General features: G+C 40.5%; 18 protein-coding genes. 12 read left to right on the top strand and 6 right to left on the bottom strand.

All coding sequences use genetic code 11. The annotated features are described in order from the left end of the window. Window positions 1-16: 16 nt before the first annotated feature. The gene (locus BM161_RS05940; protein ID WP_143090501.1) at window positions 17-1,729 is read left to right on the top strand and encodes a DUF5312 family protein; all 1,713 of its coding nucleotides are present in this window, start codon (window positions 17-19) and stop codon (window positions 1,727-1,729) included. Continuing rightward, window positions 1,710-2,573 (top strand): purine nucleoside phosphorylase YfiH/LACC1 family protein, encoded by an 864-nt coding sequence (locus BM161_RS05935; RefSeq protein ID WP_074931084.1) that lies wholly within the window; start codon window positions 1,710-1,712, stop codon window positions 2,571-2,573. The genes BM161_RS05940 and BM161_RS05935 overlap by 20 nt, the downstream gene beginning before the upstream one ends. Window positions 2,574-2,650: 77 nt before the next feature. On the opposite strand, the gene BM161_RS05930 is transcribed toward BM161_RS05935, so the two are convergent. The 4 genes from BM161_RS05930 to hflK form a co-directional block, all read right to left on the bottom strand. Beyond that, a complete protein-coding gene (locus BM161_RS05930; RefSeq protein ID WP_074931083.1) occupies window positions 2,651-4,141 on the bottom strand; it encodes an acyl-CoA carboxylase subunit beta in 1,491 nt (496 codons plus the stop codon). Window positions 4,142-4,191: 50 nt separating this feature from the next. Continuing rightward, the gene (locus BM161_RS05925) at window positions 4,192-5,874 is read right to left on the bottom strand and encodes a hypothetical protein (RefSeq protein WP_074931082.1); all 1,683 of its coding nucleotides are present in this window, start codon (window positions 5,872-5,874) and stop codon (window positions 4,192-4,194) included. Window positions 5,875-5,975: 101 nt separating this feature from the next. Beyond that, window positions 5,976-6,962 carry a protease modulator HflC gene (hflC, locus tag BM161_RS05920; protein ID WP_244882708.1) on the bottom strand — a complete coding sequence of 329 codons (987 nt, stop codon included), beginning with the start codon at window positions 6,960-6,962 and terminating at the stop codon, window positions 5,976-5,978. Between the two features lie 21 nt (window positions 6,963-6,983). Continuing rightward, entirely contained in the window at window positions 6,984-7,946 is a 963-nt protein-coding gene (gene hflK / locus BM161_RS05915) for an FtsH protease activity modulator HflK (protein WP_083425691.1), read from the bottom strand. Window positions 7,947-8,067: 121 nt separating this feature from the next. Here hflK and BM161_RS05910 point away from each other — a divergent pair, with 121 nt between their 5' ends. From BM161_RS05910 to BM161_RS05885, 6 genes are all read left to right on the top strand, one after another. Beyond that, window positions 8,068-8,709 (top strand): DUF4230 domain-containing protein, encoded by a 642-nt coding sequence (locus tag BM161_RS05910; protein WP_074931080.1) that lies wholly within the window; start codon window positions 8,068-8,070, stop codon window positions 8,707-8,709. Between the two features lie 150 nt (window positions 8,710-8,859). Then, on the top strand, window positions 8,860-10,620 hold the full coding sequence (locus BM161_RS05905; RefSeq protein WP_074931079.1) for an ABC transporter ATP-binding protein: 1,761 nt from the start codon (window positions 8,860-8,862) through the stop codon (window positions 10,618-10,620). Continuing rightward, window positions 10,620-12,554 (top strand): ABC transporter ATP-binding protein, encoded by a 1,935-nt coding sequence (locus tag BM161_RS05900; RefSeq protein ID WP_074931078.1) that lies wholly within the window; start codon window positions 10,620-10,622, stop codon window positions 12,552-12,554. Before BM161_RS05905 ends, BM161_RS05900 begins: the two co-directional genes overlap by 1 nt. A gap of 53 nt (window positions 12,555-12,607) precedes the next feature. Beyond that, entirely contained in the window at window positions 12,608-12,979 is a 372-nt protein-coding gene (locus BM161_RS05895; RefSeq protein ID WP_074931077.1) for a hypothetical protein, read from the top strand. A gap of 165 nt (window positions 12,980-13,144) precedes the next feature. After that, a complete protein-coding gene (locus BM161_RS05890; RefSeq protein WP_074931076.1) occupies window positions 13,145-14,002 on the top strand; it encodes a DUF11 domain-containing protein in 858 nt (285 codons plus the stop codon). Between the two features lie 176 nt (window positions 14,003-14,178). Beyond that, entirely contained in the window at window positions 14,179-15,009 is an 831-nt protein-coding gene (locus BM161_RS05885) for a PD-(D/E)XK nuclease family transposase (RefSeq protein ID WP_074931075.1), read from the top strand. Window positions 15,010-15,078: 69 nt separating this feature from the next. Here the strand turns inward: BM161_RS05885 and BM161_RS05880 are convergent, their stop codons facing one another. Both BM161_RS05880 and BM161_RS05875 read right to left on the bottom strand, forming a co-directional pair. Then, window positions 15,079-15,876 carry a hypothetical protein gene (locus tag BM161_RS05880; protein WP_074931074.1) on the bottom strand — a complete coding sequence of 266 codons (798 nt, stop codon included), beginning with the start codon at window positions 15,874-15,876 and terminating at the stop codon, window positions 15,079-15,081. 98 nt (window positions 15,877-15,974) lie between these two features. Further along, window positions 15,975-16,862, bottom strand: coding sequence for an omptin family outer membrane protease (locus BM161_RS05875; RefSeq protein ID WP_177206212.1), 888 nt, complete (start codon window positions 16,860-16,862; stop codon window positions 15,975-15,977). Between the two features lie 129 nt (window positions 16,863-16,991). On the opposite strand from BM161_RS05875, the gene BM161_RS05870 reads away from it, so the two are divergent. From BM161_RS05870 to BM161_RS05855, 4 genes are all read left to right on the top strand, one after another. Then, window positions 16,992-19,742: a valine--tRNA ligase gene (locus tag BM161_RS05870; protein WP_083425689.1), complete on the top strand. Its 2,751-nt coding sequence runs from the start codon at window positions 16,992-16,994 to the stop codon at window positions 19,740-19,742. Between the two features lie 74 nt (window positions 19,743-19,816). After that, entirely contained in the window at window positions 19,817-20,302 is a 486-nt protein-coding gene (locus BM161_RS05865) for a hypothetical protein (RefSeq protein WP_143090500.1), read from the top strand. A gap of 76 nt (window positions 20,303-20,378) precedes the next feature. Next, entirely contained in the window at window positions 20,379-20,999 is a 621-nt protein-coding gene (locus tag BM161_RS05860; RefSeq protein WP_074931121.1) for an HD domain-containing protein, read from the top strand. 44 nt (window positions 21,000-21,043) lie between these two features. Then, window positions 21,044-22,249 (top strand): adenylate/guanylate cyclase domain-containing protein, encoded by a 1,206-nt coding sequence (locus BM161_RS05855; RefSeq protein WP_074931070.1) that lies wholly within the window; start codon window positions 21,044-21,046, stop codon window positions 22,247-22,249. The last annotated feature ends 107 nt before the right edge of the window (window positions 22,250-22,356 follow it).

The raw sequence follows: 22,356 nt of genomic DNA, 5'->3' as shown, positions 1-22,356 counted from the left end.
CGTTCATAATTAAAGTATGACGGATGAAATGAATAGAAGTGCGTTCGATAAACTTGTTGCCGGAATGGACGCTTCAGAACGCAGTGACATGCTTGAAAAAATCAATCAGTCATCAGTTTCTGTTATTCAATTAGTTGAAACTGAAAATCAGTATCCTGAAAAAAATATATCTCTCCATCTTCGTTTTAAGGAAGAATCAGCTTTTTATAAATTTCTTTTGTGGGTTAGAAGCCTTATTGAAAAAAAAGATTCAGAGAAAATTTATAATGAAGATGTATTGGCCTCAATGGCCCGCAGAATAAACCGTGATCATCCTGGAATCTTAAATCATAGAAATGGTCTTGTAGATTCAGTTTTTTATGAACATCTGCGATCTCTTAAGACCGCCGCAGACTTTTTTAAGCCATATTTCAACATAATTGATGATAATCCTGGTGATTTTTATGTCTTTTTAAGTTCTTTTGTTACTCCTGAACTTGCAGATATGATTACTCAGGAAGCGGATCCCTTTTCTCTTTCTTTTGATACAGAGCCTTCAGTGGATGTAAAAAACGGACTTCTGAAAAATCTTGATAATATCCTCAAAAATATTGATGGCGCGGCAAAAAGTAACCTTTACGGAGCAGTAAGCTCTCTCAACTGGCTGCGTCAGTTTACAAGACTGCCTTATATTCATTTTACTTCTCAGTTTACAAATCTTACGGGAAATAATTTTACCTGCCCGTATCGTAATGCGGTAAATGATTATGCAAGCTTTGCGGCTGTTTTTTCTAACGTAATGCCTGTTCAGAATGAGGTTCTGGAAGCAATGCTGATGTTTACTCAGCGTAAAGACGTTACGAAAAATGCTCAGGATAAAGACATTGAACGCACAATCAAGGAATTTATTGCAAAAGCAAATCAGTGCCTTGGTTCACTTCAGATGTTTATTTCCAATGTTCCAATTATCAAAGTTGGAAAAATCATTAATGCAGATTATGACTGGCTGCCTGGAAATATTGAGGGCGTAGAAGGCTGGTTCCCTAATTTCCGTACTCACTGGCGAAAGATTATTGATGTTCGCTGGGCCGACTGGCTTCGTGAGCGTAAAAAGAAAAATCTGGAAACTTATCTTGGTAATGACTTTGGCCTTTTTGAGTTCCCTGTTCTTAAATACCGCCCATGGCAGGCACTCTGGCTTAGAGTTCCGTTCTCGTGTGAGCTTACAGGCGGCTTTTTGTCGTGGTTCTGTGAAAACTGTTATGATGAGATGATGCCTTGCCTGAATGATGTAATGATGGAAGGTGTATTTATACGTAACGAGAACAGAGTAGAGTATTCAGAAGGCTTAAACCTGTTTTCTCAGTCAATGACTCAGATGCAGGAGCTGTTAGACAGACTTGCTCCGGAAGGTGAGTATGGAGCTCAGTTCGAAGAGTTTGCAACAAGCAGAATCCGTTCTTTCCAGGTTCAGAATCAGATTGATTCAATGATGACAACAACTGAGTCTGAAATCCGTGAATGTGTAAAGAAGTTTGAAAAAGGTGCTGGAATGATGGATAAGTGTCTCAAGGGAATTCTTTCTGAAGAGCGCGATAAGGTTCACGAAGGTCTTCAGAACTTTGCTTCAATTAAAGGACACCGCAACCGCATGTGGCGTGACAGTTTACGCAGCAGCTGGGAAAACCTGAAAAAAGCCAATTTCTATCTTTCAGAACTGGAGCCAATTGATGCCGCAACAGAACAGTAATCTTTTTGAGTTCTTTGAATTTCGCCGTGGAGGTCAGGTAGTGGAGGGCGCCCCTGTCTGCGGCCTAACACTGAAAGCTGCCGGCAGTATGCGTTTTCGCTGGAATGAAAATAACCCGAATCGAAATACGGTTTTTGAAAAAATGCGGTGGTTGAGCTTGCGGTCCCTGAGCCTAGTCGAAGGGTCGAAACTACCGCAGGAAAAACGAAAACTTGTCCCTGTCCAGCTAGATCACACCCACATAGTTTATGATGTTCATAATGCCAGTGATACCAAAGATAAAATTGGTGATGGAATCATTACCACAAACCGCGACCTGGTTCCAACCGTTACTGTAGCAGACTGTATGCCGCTTTATTTGTATGATCCTGTAACAGGAGTGTTTGGTATAGTTCATTCGGGCTGGAAAGGAACTGGAATTGTTGTCGATGCAATAAAGCTCGCAGAAAAAGAATACGGCGCCCGCGCCCAAAACTTCTGCATAGTAATAGGCCCCCACATCCGCGCCTGCTGCTACATCGTAAACGAAGAGCGCGCCAAGTGGTTTTCCGAGAACTTTACACCAGATTGCGTAACCCCGCTTGAACCCGGTGTCGAAGTCACCTGGAACACCGGCGGCGGCCCCCTCTACAGACTCTCCCTGGAAAAAGCCAACCTGGCCGCCTTACAGAAAGCCGGCGTTCCTGGCGAAAACATCTGGGTACATCCTGCCTGTACCTGTTGTACTAGAATTGACGGGGAATTTATATACGGATCAAATAGAAGGGAAACAAAATTGAATGGAGCACCGGAAAAATTCACGGTGCAGGCGGCGTTTATAGGGAATGGATTGCCGCGTCGCTAGCGCTCCTCGCAATGACGATGCTTTTTACGAATCACGAATAAGTACGTCATTGCGAGCCCGAAGGGCGTGGCAATCTATTACAACGGAATATTACCGTGTTTTTTCAATGGTTTGTTTGTGAAAATCTTTGTTTCAAGGAAGTCAAAACTAGCCACAATTCTCTTACGAGTTTCTTCCGGCTGAATGATTTCTGTAATATAACCACGCTCAGCAGCAATATAAGGAGTCATAATCTCATTCTTATATTTCTCTGACGCAGCCTGAACTTCAGCAGCCTTGTTAGGATCTTTCAATTCCTTAGCATACAGAATCTCAATGGCACCTTCAGCACCCATTACAGCAATTTCTGCCTTTGGCCATGCGTAAACAAAGTCTGCACCAAGATGCTTAGAACACATAGCAATGTAAGCTCCACCGTAAGCCTTGCGGAGAATAACAGTAAGCTTTGGTACTGTAGCCTCGCTGTAAGCGTAGATTACCTTTGCACCGTGGCGGATAATACCTTTCTGCTCTTCCTGAGGTCCTGGGATAAAGCCTGGAACATCAACAAAAGTAAGAAGTGGAATATCAAAGCTGTCGCAGTAGCGGATAAATCGTGCAATCTTATCAGAAGCATCGCAATCCAATACACCACCAAGTCCTTTAGGGTTATTAGCAACAATACCAACTGTACGGCCTTCAATTTTACCAAAGCCAACTACACAGTTAATTGCAAATTCCTTCATGATTTCAAGGAATGAATCTTCATCAATTACGCAGTTGATTACTTCGCGAACGTCGTAACCCTGACGTGGATTTTCCGGCATGATTTCCTTAATCTTCTTTGCAGCTTTCTTTTCATCAAACTTGAACTTTTCGTTAGGTTCAATCTTGTCCCCGAAGTAGTGTGGAATGTAGTCCAGAAGACGGCGAACCTGCTCGTAGCAGTCTTTTTCATTGTCGCAGCGGAAGTGAGATACACCAGACTTTGTTGCGTGAATAGAAGCTCCACCGAGGTCTTCTGCAGAAATGTCCATAAACATTACAGACTTAACAACCTTAGGACCTGTAATGAACATCTGAGTTACCTTATCTACAGTAAAGATAAAGTCTGTGATTCCAGGTGAATATACGGCACCACCGGCACAAGGACCTGCGATGATAGAAATCTGTGGGATAGCACCAGAAGCGCGAACGTTCTGATTGAATACGTTACCGTATCCGCCAAGAGCCTCAACACCTTCCTGAATACGAGCTCCACCTGAATCGTTAATGCCGATTACAGGACAGCGTGCATCAATAGCCATTTTTGTAAGGTCAGCGATTTTGCGTCCGTGCATATGACCAAGAGAACCACCCTGAATAGTGAAGTCCTGTGCATAAACTGCAACCTTACGTCCATTTATTTTTCCAAAACCTGTGATTACACCATCATAAGGAATGTCTTTTTTGTCCATTCCAAAGCTGGTACAGTTGTGTTTTACACCCTGATATGTTTCAACAAAAGAATCTTTGTCGCAAAGTGCATTGATACGCTCAATAGCGTGAAGCTTTCCCTTTGCGTGCTGTTTTTCAACATTGTATTCCATGATTAACCTCGTAGTCTATTATGACAAATATAGTGAAAATGTCAATATGACTAACATCCTACAGCCTCCAGCGGATGCAGAATCTGATATTCAATTCTTTCTTTTTCTCTCTGCATTGCGTCTTTTTCTGGAAGCCATTCATATTTTGGACGCAGAGAATCAACAGCTTTAATTACATCATTTTCAGATTCCTTAAGTGCGGCAAGATAATCCTGGAAAAATTGCTTACAGTCAACATTCAAATCTGTTCCTTCTGTATCAATTTCTGTAATAACCCAGCGGTTTTTCTTAAAGGTGAGGGTAAAGGTTCCTGTAACTTTTTCTATTATGTAATCAACATCTTCTCCCTGTGTATAGAACATGTAATATTCAACCTTGTGAACAGAAGTCATGCCATCTGCAAGAGTTACATTGCCTTCTTTTTCAAGAGGAGCTGGTTTTTCGTTTTTCTTTTTAAGTTCAACTTCAAGCGATTCTGCTTTTCCGTCTACCTTAAGATTTGAGATTCCATAGATTCCAGAACCCGCATATTTTTTTTCATCTGTAATATAGAAAAGCCAGTTTGCAGGATCTCCAAATCCGTTGTCTCCACCGTAAGCAAGTCTCTGCTTGTGCATTACATAAATACGGCTTACCATGTCGCCAAAGTCATTCGGAGTTTTTCCTTCACCAAAGTCCGAAAGTAAAAGTGTATCTTTTTCATTTACACCGTTCATATAGGCGCGGATTGTTTCTGTAGAAGTAAGACCTACAGAAGTATAATCTTCATTTCGTGTTTTTATAGTGTTGATTGTTACGATAACTACTACAAGCACAATGCCAGCAATTACCCCAATTGTTGTTGTATTGCGTTTTATATGGCGCTTTGTATTGATTTTCGAATTCTGATTTTTTATAAAAGCGGCAACCTTTTCTTCAAAATCCTTATCTTCTGTTGTATTAAGGCTGAGTTTGAAGGCTTCGTCGAGTTTTTCAATCGGGAACTCTGCAGAAGGTTTTAAATCTTCACTTGCTTTTCCCTTCTTTCTTTTTCCAGGAACGTTTACCGCAGTTGAATTGAGTTTAAGGGCATTGTTGATTGCAAGGGCAAGTCCTGAGTCAATTCCGTTTACGCAATATTCAATTGGAAGGAACTTGCGGTCAAAAATGTCTGCGTTACGTGCAATGCTGTCTGTTGCAGGGAAAGGCAGACGTTTTGCAAGAAGGCGGTAAATAATTGCCGCTCTTTCAAAACAAAGTGATGGAAGCCCTCTGATTGTTTCGTTTATAAAGCCTGTATGCTGATTTAGAGTATCCTCAGCTGGAAGAGAGTTTGCTGCATAATTGAAAAGAGATTCCGGTGCAAAAAGAACCTTGTCTCCATCAACCATAATGCCGCCGGCTCCAACTGCTGGAATAGCATTTTCATTTATGGCTGCAGAGGTGAGGGCTGTACAAACTGCTTTTACTGCAGCAAGACAAGCCTCTCCACCTTCATCAAAATACTGAGCGAGAGTTTTAGCCCCGTCGCTCAGAGGATTTTTTGCACAATAGAAAACGAGCCGCTGTGGACTTCCGTTTTTCTGGGCATCATAAGATTTTACCTCTTCAAAAGTCCACTGACGGAAATTCTTTCCATCAAAAATCACACCTTCCTGATTCAAAATAGAATCATGTCCGGTTTTTCCAAAAGTGTACTCATCAAGGTTTGAATTAAGTCTAAGCTCTCCGTTTTCTATTGTTATTAAATTCATGTGTGTTCCTGATCTCTTTCGTCATTGCGAGCGCAGCGAAGCAATCTATTTGTATGGATTGCCACGTCGCTGCGCTCCTCGCAATGACGGTAATGTTATATCTATCTCTTACCATCTGCTCCATACAGATAGTTGAAATAATCCATCTTAGTACTGTAAGTAGCAGGGTAGTCTTTAAGATTCTGCTTGTAAGACTCCATACTCTTCCAGAAGGTATAGAACTCAAGGTCTTTGTTGTATGCCGCAGCATAAATAGCCGCAGCTTCAGCATCGGCCGCACCCTTAATTTCCTCAGACTTGCGGTATGCTTCAGAAGCAATTGTACGCTTGTCGTTTTCAAGGCGACCAAGCCATTCAGCTTTTTTACCTTCACCAAGTGAGCGGTAAGCCTGTGCAACCTGGTTTCTATCCTTAATCATAGAGTTGTAAACTGATTCATTAAGTTCATCAGAATACTTAACCTGGCGGGGAACAATGTCCAGAAGTTCAATACCCCAGTCTTTAGCTTCTTTCTGGGCAATACTTGTCATCTGGCGGCAAAGTTCGCTGCGGCCCTTTGTTACAACCTCGTTTACTGTATCAGCATTTACAAGCTTGTCGATTTCTTTTGTCTCTTCATCTTTATCAGATTCAGTATTTTTTCTTTCATTGATGATGTTAGATGAGCGTACAATTTCACTCATACGGTTCTGAGTAATAACAGTACGGCATGAAGAATCAACAATATCAGAAAGCTTATTGTAAGCATTGTTCAAGGTCTGGAAGTTCTGATAGAAGGCAACCGGGTCTGTAATGCGCCATCTTGATGTAGTATCTACTATTATATACTGATTTTCTTTGGTAGTGATGCTCTGTGGGTCACCGTCAAGAGAAAGAATCAGTTTTGGATATTCAGTTACCTGATCAAGGAATGGCACTTTAATGTAAAGACCAGCCTCTGTGTGAGAATTAACAATTTTACTGAAACGGGTAACAACTACCTGTTTTCCTTCATTTACGATATAGAATGGTCCTGTGATTATAAAAAGAAGAATCAGTACTAAAATAGCTGTAAGCCAGCCGATAAATCTTTTCATTGCTCTAGTCATAGTCGTGATTTCCCCCTTTCCTTAGTTTTTAAGATTTTTTACAGGAACAAGATTTTCAAGCTCGCTGTCGATAAGTTCCGGCTTTGTCTCGCTGCCAAAAATCTCTGCCATAGTTTCAAGATAGATACGTTCTTTTGTTGCTTTAGGAGCACGCTTGTATTCTTCGTAAACGGCGTTGAAGCGGGCAACATCACCCTTTGCCATGTTTACACGTTCTGCGGCATAACCTTCTGCAACCTGAATCTGACGGTCTGCTTCACCCTGAGCCTTAGGGATTTCTTTGTTATACTCTTCCTTACCTTCGTTGATAAGGCGCTTCATATCCTGGCTTGCCTTGTTTACGTCTTCAAATGCGGCCTGAACTTCTACAGGTGGAACTACGTTCTGGAACTGAACTGTTGTTACATTGATTCCAAGTCCGAGTGTCTTAAAGTTTTCGTTCATCTGCTCCTGGGCAAGATTCTGAATTGTAGAACGGTCGGCGCTGATTACGTCGAAAATTGCACGGTCACCAACCAGAGTGTTGATTACCGAACGGGAAATATCGCGGATTGTTTGCTCACGTTCGTAAACGTTGAAAAGCCACTGTTTTGGATCTACAACCTTATACTGAATAACCCATTCAACATCTACAATGTTGAGGTCGCCGGTGAGCATTTCAGATTCTTCGGAAATATTGTTTTTGTACTCGTTGTTTCGGCCGGCTTTAACTGTCTTAAAACCAAACTGCTCGGCGCGGAGAGTCTTAATGTCGACATTGTAGTTTTTGTCGATGCCGAACGGAAGCTTAAAGTGAAGTCCGGAACCTACGGTCTGCTGGTATTTTCCAAACCTGGTGATTACCGCATTTTCAGTTTCATCAACCACATAAACACTTGAAAATCCTGCAACTACTGCAAGTGCAAGGACAATCAGCCAGAAAAGCAGGGCAGGACCTACGCTGCGGCGCACGCGCTTTGCTTTTTTTACTTCTTCGTCAGCCATCTCTCTCGACGCCTCCTTTTTTTCATGTCATCCTGAACTTGTTTCAGGATTTATTTTAAAGATATAAATTAATTGAAAAAAAAACAACAAAAAAACTTTAAGATGGGGTATAATATTTCTCATGGAAAAAACTGAGAATACCGAAAAGACCGTAAAAACTCCCAAAAATCCAAAACCTGCAAAAATGCATAGGGCAGGGCTTGGAACCAGAATCCTTCTTCGTATTGTTACAATTCTTTTGATTGCGCTGCTTGTGCTTGGCGGCGGATATTTTGCCTTCAAGCGTTTTACAGTGGTAAAAAAACAGAGCAACATCGCACTCGTGGAGCGTCAGCTTTCATATTGTCAGGAACTGGTTACCGCAAAGTACCGTTACAGCGACATCATTACCCTTAAAAAGACTTCGGGCTTTGCAAAAAGCTATACAATCATAAAATATTCAGGCCTCATTAGAGCTGGTGTTGCAGATATTACTGATATTTCCTACAGCGTTTCTCTGGACGGAAAAACTATAACGCTTAGCATTCCGCAGGCAGAGGTGCTCGGAAATGAGATTGTGAGCCAGAGCGTATTTGATGAAAAACAGAGTATCTTCGTTCCAATTTCTACCCAGGAAATTTTTGACGAAATTGAAGGCGCAAAAGTCTCCGCTGCAGAAGATATGGTTGCAGAGGGTATTTTAGATGATGCCAGAGATTATGCAATCCGTATTGTAACTCAGTTTATGCTGGCCCTTGGCTTTGAAGAGGTCAAAATCCGATAATAAACAATTAGCCGGTCCTCGGTGGTTGAGTAGGGCGCGAAGCGCCCGTATCGAAACCATAGTTGTACAAAACAAGAAAATTCTAAGAGAATTCTCTTTATTTCTCATAAACGCTTGAAATCATAAATCGTTTTTGTTAACTTTAAATACATGTCTACAGTTAGTAAGCTTACCCGAGGCCTGAGTAAGCGGTATATAGTAAATACAATTCTTTCGCCGGTTGTAATGGTTGGCGAAGTTTTGATGGAAGTAGTAATTCCTTTTATAATGGCCAAAATCATTGATGTTGGAATTGCGGGAAAAGACCTGCCGTTCGTAGTAAAATACGGCGCACTCATGGTTGGACTCGCTATTATATCCCTTATCTGCGGTATGCTTGGAACCCGTTTTTCTACAGTTGCTGCACAGGGCTTTGCCTGTACACTGCGCCAGAGACTTTACCGTAAGATTCAGAGTTTTTCATTTGCGAATATTGACCGCTTCAGTACAGCCTCTTTAGTAACCCGTCTTACAACAGACGTAAATATGGCTCAGAATGTTTACCGTATGCTTATCCATATGTGTATTCGAACCCCATTTATGCTGATTGCCGGTACAATTATGGCTTTCAGAATGAACGCTCAGCTTGCAATTCTCTTTTTGATTGCAGTACCAATCATCGTAATCTCAATTCTTACAATCTCAAATATTGCGCATCCTCGTTTTAAGAAGATGATGGCAAAGTTTGATGCCCTCAACGGCGCTATTCAGGAAAACCTCATTGGTATTCGAATTGTAAAGGCTTATGTCCGCGGCGACTTTGAAGAGAAGAAGTTCCGTAAGGCAGCTGATGATGTTCGCACTGCTCAGGTTCATGCAGAAAAGACTATTATCTTTATGATGCCTATCATGCAGCTTGTAATGTATGTTTCTATGATTGCTGTTATGTGGTTTGGCGGAAGACTTGTAGTAGGCGGCTTTATGCTCAGCGGTGAACTGATCAGCTTCTTCACTTATGTAACTCAGGTTCTTTCTTCTGTAATGTTCCTGGGAATGGTTTTTGTTTCCCTCGTAATGGTTCAGGCTTCTAATCAGCGTATCGTTGAAGTTCTCGACGAAGTTCCGGATATCAAAAATCCTGAAAATCCTGTTATGGAAGTAAAGAACGGTGCAATCAGCTTTGAAAAGGTTGATTTCAGCTACGGTAAGCGCGAAGACAATCTGATTCTTAAAGATATCAATCTTGAAATTAAGAGCGGTGAAGTTGTTGGAATTATCGGAAGTACCGGTTCTTCTAAAACTTCCCTCGTTTCTCTTTTGCCACGTCTTTATGATGTTTTTAAGGGCTCTGTGAAAATCGGCGGTGTTGATGTACGCGACTATGATATTACAGTGCTCCGCGACAGTGTTGCCATGGTTCTTCAGAAGAACGTTCTGTTCAGTGGTTCTATCCGCGATAACCTTCGCTGGGGTAACGAAAACGCAACAGACGAACAGATTCTTGCCGCTTGTAAGGCAGCCGATGCAGACAGCTTTATTTCTTCTTTCCCTGAAGGCTATAACACAATGCTTGGTCAGGGTGGTGTAAACGTTTCTGGTGGTCAGAAGCAGCGCCTCTGTATTGCACGTGCTCTTCTCAAAAATCCAAAAATCCTTATTTTGGATGATTCAACTTCTGCCGTTGATACTGCAACAGAAGGCCGCATCCGCAATGCCCTTAAAGAGCTTGCTCCGGAAACTACAAAAATCATCATTGCTCAGCGTATTTCTTCTGTAAAAGAAGCAGATAAGATTATAGTTCTTGATGAGGGAACAATAAGTGGTGTTGGAACTCATGATGAGCTTCTGAAATCAAACAAGATTTACCGCGAAGTATTTGAATCGCAGCAGCAGGGTAGCGGCGATGCAGACCTTGCAGGAGGTGAAGACTAATGCCACCAGTAAGAAATAAAGGTTTTGGAAAACCAAAGGATGCAAAAAAGACAATCGGACGCATTCTTCAATATATGGGAAAATTCAAGGCATTGTGGCTGGTAGTTTTCCTTTGTGTAATTGTAAGCTCTGGTGCTTCAGTAATCGGAACTTACCTTATTAAACCTGCTTTGAATAATTACATCATTCCATTGATTGGAAAGCAGAATCCAGACTTTACAGGTTTTGCTAAGCTTCTCATTGGAGTTCTTGCATTGTTCTGTGTTGGAGTTCTTGCTTCATGGTGTAACTCACGACTCATGTTGTACATCTCTACAAACCTTTTGTACAACGTGCGCTGTGATTTGTTCAGCCGCCTCGAAAAGCTTCCTATCAAATATTATGATGCACACACTCACGGTGAACTCATGTCTCGCTTTACAAACGATACAGATGCTCTTCGCGAAATGATGAGCCAGACAATTCCTCAGCTCTTTTCTTCTATAATTACAGTCACATCTGTATTTGTAATGATGATTTCTTTGAGCCCGATGCTTACAATCATCATGCTCGTGACTATGTTCCTTATCACCTTGAGTATGGCTGCCGTTGGAAAACGCTCTGCTAAAGCCTTCCGCGAAAATCAGAAATGTGTTGGTGAGCTCAACGGCTTTATTGAAGAAATGGTTGAAGGCCAGAAGGTTATTAAGGTATTTAATCACGAGCCTAAGGCAATCGAGCAGTTTGAAACTTTGAGCGACAATCTTCGTAAGGCCGGAACTGATGCTATGACTTATGGTGGTCTTATGGGCCCTATGATGAATAACTTCAGCCACATGCAGTACGCCGTTGTTGCAATTACAGCCGCTGCCTTTATGATTCTTGGCGAGGGTGGAGTGATGAGCTTTAACTGGTTTACAGGAATTATGAACCTTGGAACTATTGCGGCTTTCCTTCAGTATACACGTTCGTTCAGCCAGCCAATCTCTATGATGAGTATGCAGGCTAACTCAGTTCTTAATGCTCTTGCCGGCGCGGAACGTATTTTTGCCGTTATCGATGAAGAAGAAGAAATCGATGAAGGTGAATACACTCTGGTAAATGCTTATGAAGCAAAAGAATCTGATGGTGAAGAAAAGCTTGTTCAGTCTTATGCAACTACCGGCGAATGGGCTTGGAAAAATCCTGCAGATAATTCTCTTCGTAAGCTTGAAGGTGAGGTTGTGTTTGATCACGTTACCTTCGGTTACAAGCCTGAGAAAACTGTACTTCATGATATCTGTATTCACGCAAAGCCTGGTCAGAAGATTGCGCTTGTTGGTTCTACCGGTTCTGGTAAAACAACTACAATCAACCTTTTGTCTCGCTTTTATGATGTTCCAGAGGGTAGTGGTAAAATTACTTACGACGGCATTCCTTTGAATGAGATTTCTAAGGCTTCTCTTCGTAAGTCGCTCGGTATGGTTCAGCAGACAACTCATCTGTTCACAGGAACTATTAAAGATAATATCCGCTACGGAAACCTTGAAGCTTCTGATGCTCAGATTTACGAGGCTGCAAAACTTGCAAATGCCGACCACTTTATCCGCCATCTGGAAAATGGTTACGACACAGTTATTACAGGGGACGGTGCAAGCCTGAGTCAGGGACAGAGACAGTTGCTGGCGATTGCCCGCGCTGCGGTTGCTGATCCTCCGGTTCTCGTATTGGACGAAGCTACCTCTTCTATCGATACTCGTACAGAAAAACTGATAGAAGAGGGTATGGATTCCCTGATGAGCGGCCGCACAACTTTCGTAATTGCACACCGCCTTTCAACAGTCCGCAATGCCGACGAAATTATTGTTCTGGAACACGGAAATATTATTGAACGCGGAACCCACGACGAACTAATCGCCGCAAAAGGCCGCTACTACTTCCTGTACACCGGAAACAAAATTACCCTTGACGAATAGGGGAACAGTGCTAAAATTATCCTTATCTATTTTATAGATAAGGAGTTGTTTATATGAAAAAACTAATAGCATTGGCTGTAGCCGCAGTTATGGCAACAGGTCTTTTTGCCCTCGACCTTGGCGGAATCAAAGGAACCTGGCAGGACAAAAAATGGGATGCAGACTGGACTTTCTCTGCAGATGGAAAAATTGTTCTTTCCCTTACTAGCACTGGTGAAGAAATCTACACCTTTAAAGATGGAACAGTTCAGAATTTCAAGGTAAATGTTGATACCACCGGTGTTTCAATCTCATTTGACTGCAAAGATACTAACCGTTCATACACTTTCAAAAAAGGTGTAGCCCTCAACGCAGACCTCGACATGGTAGTAAATCCAGACTGGACTGCTTCAGACTACGAAACCGTAATCAAACTTAAGAAATAAAGGCTAACTCAAAAAAAACTAGCCCTTTAAGACGATAATTTGCTTGCAAAAAACAAATAATCGTCATATCATAAATTTCATACGATTAAAACCTTCGTTTTTTTCGTACAAAAAACTACCCCGCCTCAAAACACTCGACGGGACAAACAATAGGAGAAGATTACTATGAAAATGGTAAAGAAAATTTTGTTGGGAATGGTTGCAACTGCAGCTATCATCGGCTTTGTAGGATGTAAAGCAAACGTAGAAGACGAGAATAATATGCTTAACGTTAGCGGTGATGAATGTTCTATTGATTATGAAAACACAACTGATGGTTATAGCAGAGGCTTTGAAACATTAAAGACGGACCATGTTGATGGCATCTGTAAAATTACTGCAAAAGTAAATAACAATGTTGGAAGTGGAGATGGTATTTTAGGATATATTTTTAATCAGACAGTAAATGATGATGGTACATACAATTTCACAATTGCTGGTCTTCGTTTTGCAGCTACTAAAATTGAATGCTATGTTTCTGACTATAAAAAAGTTTCTTCTGAATATCTTAGCAAAGGAAATGATTTCTGTGATGTTAATGGTGTACAGGTAGGAAAGGCAGGTTGTTTGGCATCTTGTACTGAAAGCTTAAGCCCTGCAATTTCTACATTAAAAAATATGACCATTAATAATGGTGATGAAGTTAGTATCTGGATTGATGTTGTTGCTAACGATGGAACTTCTAAAGGAAGAAAAGATGCAAAGAATACATATACAGTAAAATTCTATGACAAAGATCCTGGCAGAACAAAAGACGGAGATGAATTAACTTATGATAGTACTGTTACTGCAATCTCTGCTGCTACAGCTACAGGTATCGCATTAAATAATCCTCTTCCTGAAGGAACAGCTCATTTCTCTTCAACAAAGGGACAGAGTAAACTTGGATTCTATGCTAACGTTTATGCAAATAGAAAGCTCACTGGTAATTGGAAAATAGACAGTACTTCTTTGTATCACGAAGCTGAAGAAATCGCTGAATAATAAATTGTAAGATTCAGATTTATAATCTAATAAAAAGCTCGTTGCCTAGTGCAACGGGCTTTTTCTTTTAAATAATTATTTTTTTCAAAAAACTTCCGTTTTTCGCATATCGTTTCCTATATTACATAGGAAGCTTTTTTTGTTTCCAGATATTTCAATTTGGAGGTATCGAAAAAATGGGTAAAACAGTTTTCGATAATATCGACCCTGTGATTCTGGCAAGGGTAAGAGCTATGAGGCTCTTTGATGATGAGTTCATGTCCGCTGCGTTCAGCGACGATATTGAAACAACACAATTTCTTATAAGAATTCTGCTTAACAGAAATGATTTAACTGTAACAAAATCAATGTCTCAGGTACAGAAATCAAATCTCTTTGGAAAATCTGTAAAGCTTGATATTGTAGCAGAAGATATTTTTAAGACAGAATACAATATCGAGATTCAGCGTGCTGATTCTGGTGCCGGGGCGAGACGTATTAGATATCATCAGGCTTTACTTGATAGTCATACCGTGCAAAAAGGCGGAACTTTTAAGGATTTACCGAATCTTTATATCATTTTCATTCTAGAACATGATATTTTCGAAAAAGGGCTTCCCATTTACCGGGTTAGTAAGACTCTTAATATTCAAGATAAAAACGGAAACAATTTGCCCTTCGATGATGATTGTAATATAATGTACGTCAATGGCGAATACAAGGGCGATGATCCTCTTGGGCGTCTCATGCACGATTTTTCAACATCTAACGCCGATGAAATGTATTATGAAGAATTAGCTGAAAGAATGAGATTCTTAAAACAAGATGAAGAAGGTGTAGTAATGGCTAGTAAAATTGTAGAAGAATACGGTGATATACGTGCTGCCGAAGCATTAAAGCAGGGAATACAGCAAGGGGCAGAACAAAACGCTATTGAAAATGCTAAAACTTTACTTAAAGACGGAAAATATACTGCTGAAGAAATATCAAAACTTCTGAAACTTCCTGTAGAATCATTTGTTGAATAGACAAAAAAGGTCCGGCTGAAAACAACCGGACCTTTTTAAATTCTTTACACTTATGTAAAAGAGAAGAAATTATTCTTCGATTTCTTCTGCTTCGAGTTTACCTGTTACAGAATCCTCTTCTGTAAGATAATTAACTACAAGTTTATTACCCTTTACTACACTTCCATAACATGCAATACCACCAACAGCATATTCTGCTTCAACACCGTCTTTCTTAATTTTTTCGGTTTTAGCTGGAGTAAGTTTTGCCATTTCAGAATCAACTGAAACTTTTACGTCATCAATATAAACAGTGTATACCTTAGGAGTTTCCTGTGCAATTTTTACTGTAAACACATAATTTCCATTTTCATCTGTTTTTGGAGCCTTAGCCCAAACGTGGTAATTTGCATCTCCTTTTCCATCAAGTGGTGTATAAGTTCCTAATGCGCTATCCGATGTGTCACCAGAAACTGTTTTTCCTTTTTCAATATTATAATATCTTTCAACGTAATATCCACCTGTTGAAAGACCAACTAATATGAAATCAACTGTTTTTCCGTCTTCTGATTTATTTAAATCGAAAGCAAGACCTGCAGTAGCGACACCATTTTCCGTAATGCTATTAGCAACATCAACAGTTATTTTTGTTGTAATTTCTGCACATTTCTCGTTGGTAGAAAATTCTTCCCAGAAACGTCTATAAGGTCCTTTTCCCTGGGCATTTGGCTGTACATCATCTGGAATTTTTGTTCCATCAACAGTCATTGTTTTATCCCACTTATTTCCTTCTGTTTCGCCTTCGCCAGCTCCCATTTTACAGCTTGCAAATGCCAACACAGCTGCAGTTGCAACCATTCCCAACAAAATTTTCTTTACCATTTTCATAGTAATCTTCTCCTATTGTTTACCCTTTTCTTTAAGGGTTAGTTTTTTGTGCGAAAAAAACGGAGGTTTAAATCGAATGATTTTGAGGGGAAAGTGTTTTATAGCGAGAAGGTAAAATGTGAACCTGCTTTTAGGAGATGGTATGCAGAACCGCATTTTTGGGTTTTGATTAATTCCATGTTTGTGGTGTAATAATCAGAATAAAAATATCCTTTATCTGTAGTACCAAAAAGAATGCTGGTGAAAAGACCTAATGAAAAGAATTGATTTATCTGGAAGTTTGATCCAATCTCAATTTTATGTTTAGAGAAAGAGCCTTGCTGAAAATCTTGTGTTGAGAAGGGGTGCTTTACTCCGTGATGATGGTCGTAACTTTCCTGATAATTCCAAGGTGCTGTGTAAAAAGCTGCTTCCAAGAGTACTTTTGGAGAAACTTCAGCTTTTACATTAAGGCCTGTAAAAAGCAGGAATGCATGCTGCCTGTAATCTATACCATATACTCTGATATTTCTTTCATGTCTTATACCACTTCCAATTCCTGCTTCGAAATCAGAAAAAATATAGTTAAACTGAATCTCTGGAATAACTTCTATTTTCATTGGAGTTTCAATTTTATAACCTAGTGTAAGTTCTGTGTTTATTCGTTTTGCAGTTTCTAATGGATGCGTTGTAAAACTGTATTTCTTTCCATCATCCCAGTCTGAATCGTACATATAAGAAGTGCCGGCCGGAAATGAATAATCAAAAGAGGCAGAAACTAAAAAGTTCTTAAAAGTAATTTCTGATTTTATGCCGATGTCCAAAAAAGGTTTTTGTTCCCAATCCAACTGACTAATTATTGTATCATCATAGCCGTAAAGTATTTCATTCAGTTCTCCAAAACTAAGAGATACTCTCGGCGCAACAGAAAACTGGAAATCGCTCAGGCAAAAGCAGAATGGGGAAGTGAGAAGCAAAAACAGAATTGTGGAAATCAACCTTTTCATTTTATAAATCATAATACATCGCATCGGTGTTTTTTGAAAGTGATTTCGGCTAATGACAAATAACAATGAATTCATTATAATTTTGAGCAATATTTTTATAACAAAAATGCTTTTATGGAGGATGACAGAATGAAAGCAATTGAACTTGAAAAGGCTTATGAGCCTAAATCCTTTGAGGACAGAATTTATAATGAATGGGAAAGCAAGGGCTATTTTAAGCCTGCGTCTGATGAAAAGTCGCCAGTACATGAACAGTACAAGTGCCAGTGTGCAGACTGCAATAAGAAAACCAATACATATTCTGTCGTCATTCCTCCTCCTAATGTAACCGGCGTTCTTCACATGGGACATGGTCTCAACAATACTCTTCAGGATATTGTTGTTCGCTATCACCGTATGAAAGGTGACAATACTCTCTGGCTCACTGGTACAGACCATGCTGGAATCGCTACTCAGAATGTTGTTGAACGTCAGCTCAAAAAAGAAGGTCTTACACGTAATGACCTTGGACGCGAAAAGTTCCTCGAGCGCACATGGAAGGTTAAGGAAGATCATCATGCAACTATCGTAAAGCAGCAGAGAAAGCTCGGTAACTCTACAGACTGGGACCGCGAGCGCTTTACTTATGACGAAGGCCTCTCTGCCGCAGTTCGCGACGTTTTCGTAACTCTGTATGAGCGCGGACTTATGTACCGTGGTAAGCGCCTTGTAAACTGGTGTCCTCGTTGTGGTACTGCTCTTGCTGATGATGAAGTAGACCACGAAGATACACAGGGTGCAATGTATCACCTTTATTATGAATATGCTGATGGAAGCGGAAAGATTGAAGTTGCAACAACTCGTCCGGAAACATTCTTTGGTGATACAGCTGTTGCCGTAAATCCAAAAGATGAACGCTATAAGTCTATCGTTGGAAAAATGCTCAAGCTTCCTCTCACCGGAAAAGAAATTCCAATCATTGCAGATGAATATGTTGATATGGAATTTGGAACTGGTATGGTAAAGATTACTCCGGCCCACGACCCTAACGACTGGGAAGTAGGTAAGAGACACAATCTTGAAGTAATCAATCTTCTTACTCCAGATGGACGTATGAATGAAAACGTTCCTGAAAAATACCGCGGACTCAAGCCAGAGCAGGCTCGTGCCCTTGTAATAGAAGATTTGACAGCCGCAGGCCTCTTTAAGGGTGAAGAAAAAATGGTTCACTCTGTAGGTCACTGTTACCGCTGTAAGACTGTAGTTGAGCCATATTTGAGTGACCAGTGGTTCGTAAAAATGAAGCCAATGGCAGACAAGGCTCTTGCTGCATGGAAAGCAGGTGAGATTCAGTTCTTCCCACAGAAATGGGAAAATACTTATGAGCAGTGGCTCGTTAATATCCGCGACTGGTGTGTAAGCCGCCAGATCTGGTGGGGACACAGAATTCCTGTATGGTACTGTCAGAAGTGTGGTGAAGTTATCGTAAGCCGCACAGACCCAACCAAGTGTCCAAAATGTGGGTGTGGAGCAAGTGACCTTAAGCAGGACGAAGACGTTCTTGATACCTGGTTCTCTTCATGGCTCTGGCCTTTCTCAACACTCGGCTGGCCTGAGAAAACTAAGGACCTCGAAACCTTCTATCCTACAACAGCCCTTGTAACTGCATACGATATCATCTTCTTCTGGGTTGCTCGTATGATTATGGCCGGTCTTGAGTTTACAGGTAAGGCTCCTTTCCACGATATTTACATGCACGGACTTGTTCGCGATAAGCAGGGCCGCAAGATGTCTAAGTCTCTTGGTAATGGAATGGATCCTCTTGAGCTTATTGACATTTACGGTGCCGATGCCCTTAAGTTCACACTCGGATTTATGTGTGCTCAGGGACAGGATGTTTTGATTGATAAGGATTCATTTAAGCTTGGCTCTCGCTTCTGTAACAAAGTTTGGAACGCTTCTCGCTACCTCTTGGGTAACCTCGAAGGCCGTAATCTTGTTCCAGTAACAGATGGGGACCTTACAGAACTGGACAAGTGGATTTATGGCCGCCTGAACAATGCTGTTAAGACTGCCCGTGAAGCTCTTGATACCTACCGCTACAACGATGCAGCCGCTGCACTTATGGAATTCTTCTGGAATGAATTCTGCGACTGGTATGTTGAAGCTACAAAGATCAACTTCAAGAATGGTGATGATAAGGAAAAGGATCGCCAGGCTTCAGTATTGATGAACATTCTCGAAGAAAGCCTTCGTCTTCTTCATCCATATATTCCATTTGTTACAGAAGAGATTTATGGAAAGCTTCCTCTTTCTGAAATTGCTGCTAACCGCAAGGCAGCCGGCGCTCAGAAGATTGCAAGCAACAGCGACTACGTTGGAATGCTTATCAACGCTCCATATCCAGAGCCTGCTGATGCACGCGACAACGCAGAAATTAATGCTCGCTTTGATACACTCAAAGAGCTTATCGGTCAGGTTCGCGCACTCCGCGTAGAGTGTGGAATTGACCCTGCAGAAAAAATCAACATTGCTATTCTTATTGAAAAGGGTAGCGCTGCCGAAGTTGCCCGCGAAAAGGTTGAAATGATTCAACTGCTCGCCGGTGTTGCTAAGGTAGAGTTTGTTGATGCAAAACCTGCAAGCTCAATTGGTACTGTAGGTAAGGGCTTTGAAGCATTCATCCTCGTTGATGAAAGCATCAATAAGGAACAGCTGATTGCCCGCTTCCAGAAGACAATTGAAAAAGAGCAGGGCTATGCAAGAATGAGCGAAAACAAGCTCAACGGAAACTTTGCAAAGCACGCTCCGGCAAATCTTGTTGAGGAAGAAAAAGAACGCCTCGCAGAAAGCCAGCGCAAAATAAAAACACTTGAAAGTTATCTTAAGGAACTTCAGTAGTTTATATGGATGGTGGTTTCGATGGTTCCGGTGGTTGAGCCTGTCGAAACCACCTTTTTATGTATAAGGTGCTTATGAAAAAGAACTGTTTATTTATATTAATAATTCTGATTTCTCTTTCCGTAACCGGCTGTTTTAATTATAAAAACAGTCCCTTCTATGATAGTGAATGGGTGATGCAGAATTATGATAATACCATGCAGCTTTACTATCATCACCTTATTCTTAAGCCGGATCACACAGCAATGCTCCGTGTTTCTTATGCAGATTCTACAAACATTATTGTGTGGAACGGTACTTACAAAATCGATTCAAAGAAAATCAAATTTAATTTTACTGAATGTGTGCGTTATGAGGACGGAAAGCCTGTTGGCACTTATGATGCACAAAAACTGATCAAATATTATACCGGCGAGTTTTATTATTCTGTTGCAGAACTTGGCGAAACGGAAGATTCAAAAACTTATCATCTGGAGCTTATCCGTCCAAGAAATTATTTCTACGGCGAAGCAAAAGATATTTTTGGAAACCGTTTTGAAGAATTTGTGAAGTTTAATTAAACTTCATGCCGATAATAGCGGAAGGTAACTTAAGAAGGAGTTAAAGGAGGCCCATATGTCAAAACCACATTACGAAATGAAAACAGATAAGCCTCAGAATATGAATGAGCAGCAGATGCATCAGCTCAGCAGTATTCACTTTGCTCCATATATTCAGCTTGCCACAGCCCTTATTGGTAAAGCTCGCCACGCCGGTGGAAATATGTTCCGCCATCAGATGGACACCTTCACAATTCTTCTGGACTATGGCTACATTGATCCTGTGCTTCTTAAAGCTTCGATTATTCATGATACAATAGAAGATATTCCGGGCTTTATCCCAAAACTCATTGAAAATGCCGATGAAGATGGCCCTGAAGTTCTTAAGCTTGTCCGCGAAGTTACCCGCAAAGAAGATGAAAATAAAAAGCAGTTTTTATGCCGCATTCTTGATGAGGGAAGTCAGCAGGCAAAAATCTTAAAGTGTGCAGACCGCATTTCCAATATGATTTCCCTGGGCTTTGTTACAGATCCTGCCTTCATTGAACGTTACTGCGACGAAACTGAATACTTTATTCTTCCAATGGCAATTCAGGTAGACTTCCCGATGTACCAGGAACTTATCAATCTGATTATTACCCGCCGACGTTACCTTGAAGACGGCGGATATTTTGATAATCGCCACAAGCCAACTACCAGCGCCGACAGCACAAAATAAGTTTTTAGAAAAGCATAATTATGTGATATAATATTTTTTATATCATGAACAGCTTAAAAAGACTTTATCAAAAATTCGTTTTTATTCCATCAGATTTTAATGATGATTTGTCTGCAAAGAATAAACGTGCTCTGAAAATCCTTTCTTTATTTTCGCTTTATTTCGGAATAATCGTTTATGCCATTGTTTCCATTTCCTTTATTGCAACTCAGGAGCAGATTCCATTTGTTATTTCTCTTTATTATCTGAACTTTATGGTAATAGGAGGAATTAATGTTGCTCTGCTGCACACAAAACTTCCTGCCCATTATCTTGTTTTTCTGACACTTCTTCAGGCTGAATCAATCATTGTTTTTAATTTGCTGAGTACCAATGCCTCGAATATCATCATTGTTTTTATTGGTCTCATGTTTGCACTTTTAATCTTCCTCGAAATTAATCCTGTTGTGTTCACCGTGGAATTGCTTTGCTTTTTTGAGCTTTTACATTTGACCATTAGAAACAGAGTTCAAAATGTTCCGGTTGATAATCTTACTCTGTGTTTCTTTGTTATGGTGCTGCTTGCTTTCTGGAAGCGCAGTCATTTAATAAATGAATTTAAGCGTAATGCCCAGCTTAAGGAACTTACAGAAAAAACAGAAAATCTGCTTCATAACCTTTTACCGGATTCTGTAATTGAGCAGTTAAAGAGTGATGGAAAGTCGCCGCCGAAAAAGTATGAAAACATGACAGTGCTTCTTTCTGATATTGTTAATTTTACAAAAATCTCTACAACAGTTTCTCCGTATTTTCTCATCAGCGAGCTCAACGAGATTTTTACTCAGTTTGATAAAATTACAGAAAGTCACAATTGTATCCGAATCAAAACTATTGGTGATGCTTATATGGCTGTCTGCGGTCTTCCAGAAAAAAATGCCAGCCATGCCGAAAACCTTATTCTTTGTGCAAAAGATTTTATTGAGTGGCTCACCGAACGTAATAAAACTTCGCAGATTCAGTGGAACATCAGAGTGGGGCTTGCCTCGGGAAGTTCCATTGCAGGAATCATAGGAAAGAAAAAGTATCTGTATGATATTTTGGGCGATACAGTTGAATATGCCGTAAAACTTCAGAACAGCTGTATGCCAATGCACATCAGACTTTCACCTCAAACCTATAAACTCATTGAAGGCAAAATTGAGATTCCAGAAATTGTTGAAGTAGACACTCAGACTCCTGTTACTGAAAAGGGGGATGTAAAAAATGTTTAAGAAGATTTTTGAAAAATTAAAAAGATATTTTCCCTCGAAAGAGGTTTCGGATGATATTCATCGCAAAAACAGAGAATCAGTTATAAGGATTTTTATTTTTTCTTTTG

This window comes from Treponema bryantii, assembly GCF_900113965.1.
Taxonomy (GTDB): Bacteria; Spirochaetota; Spirochaetia; order Treponematales; family Treponemataceae; genus Treponema_D; species Treponema_D bryantii_A.
Note: the sequence above shows the minus strand (reverse complement) of the source record. Positions and strands in the feature narration are given on the sequence as shown.

What these genes read in the sequence shown, in the direction of transcription:
- BM161_RS05885 (WP_074931075.1), top strand. Translation starts at nt 14,179, where the DNA reads ATGGGTAAAACAGTTTTCGATAATATCGACCCTGTGATTCTGGCAAGG.
- BM161_RS05940 (WP_143090501.1), top strand. Translation starts at nt 17, where the DNA reads ATGACGGATGAAATGAATAGAAGTGCGTTCGATAAACTTGTTGCCGGA.
- BM161_RS05910 (WP_074931080.1), top strand. Translation starts at nt 8,068, where the DNA reads ATGGAAAAAACTGAGAATACCGAAAAGACCGTAAAAACTCCCAAAAAT.
- BM161_RS05860 (WP_074931121.1), top strand. Translation starts at nt 20,379, where the DNA reads ATGAAAACAGATAAGCCTCAGAATATGAATGAGCAGCAGATGCATCAG.
- BM161_RS05855 (WP_074931070.1), top strand. Translation starts at nt 21,044, where the DNA reads ATGAACAGCTTAAAAAGACTTTATCAAAAATTCGTTTTTATTCCATCA.
- BM161_RS05930 (WP_074931083.1), bottom strand. Translation starts at nt 4,141, where the DNA reads ATGGAATACAATGTTGAAAAACAGCACGCAAAGGGAAAGCTTCACGCT.
- BM161_RS05895 (WP_074931077.1), top strand. Translation starts at nt 12,608, where the DNA reads ATGAAAAAACTAATAGCATTGGCTGTAGCCGCAGTTATGGCAACAGGT.
- BM161_RS05865 (WP_143090500.1), top strand. Translation starts at nt 19,817, where the DNA reads ATGAAAAAGAACTGTTTATTTATATTAATAATTCTGATTTCTCTTTCC.
- BM161_RS05900 (WP_074931078.1), top strand. Translation starts at nt 10,620, where the DNA reads ATGCCACCAGTAAGAAATAAAGGTTTTGGAAAACCAAAGGATGCAAAA.
- BM161_RS05875 (WP_177206212.1), bottom strand. Translation starts at nt 16,862, where the DNA reads ATGAAAAGGTTGATTTCCACAATTCTGTTTTTGCTTCTCACTTCCCCA.
- hflK (WP_083425691.1), bottom strand. Translation starts at nt 7,946, where the DNA reads ATGGCTGACGAAGAAGTAAAAAAAGCAAAGCGCGTGCGCCGCAGCGTA.
- hflC (WP_244882708.1), bottom strand. Translation starts at nt 6,962, where the DNA reads ATGACTAGAGCAATGAAAAGATTTATCGGCTGGCTTACAGCTATTTTA.
- BM161_RS05870 (WP_083425689.1), top strand. Translation starts at nt 16,992, where the DNA reads ATGAAAGCAATTGAACTTGAAAAGGCTTATGAGCCTAAATCCTTTGAG.
- BM161_RS05905 (WP_074931079.1), top strand. Translation starts at nt 8,860, where the DNA reads ATGTCTACAGTTAGTAAGCTTACCCGAGGCCTGAGTAAGCGGTATATA.
- BM161_RS05890 (WP_074931076.1), top strand. Translation starts at nt 13,145, where the DNA reads ATGAAAATGGTAAAGAAAATTTTGTTGGGAATGGTTGCAACTGCAGCT.
- BM161_RS05925 (WP_074931082.1), bottom strand. Translation starts at nt 5,874, where the DNA reads ATGAATTTAATAACAATAGAAAACGGAGAGCTTAGACTTAATTCAAAC.
- BM161_RS05935 (WP_074931084.1), top strand. Translation starts at nt 1,710, where the DNA reads ATGCCGCAACAGAACAGTAATCTTTTTGAGTTCTTTGAATTTCGCCGT.
- BM161_RS05880 (WP_074931074.1), bottom strand. Translation starts at nt 15,876, where the DNA reads ATGAAAATGGTAAAGAAAATTTTGTTGGGAATGGTTGCAACTGCAGCT.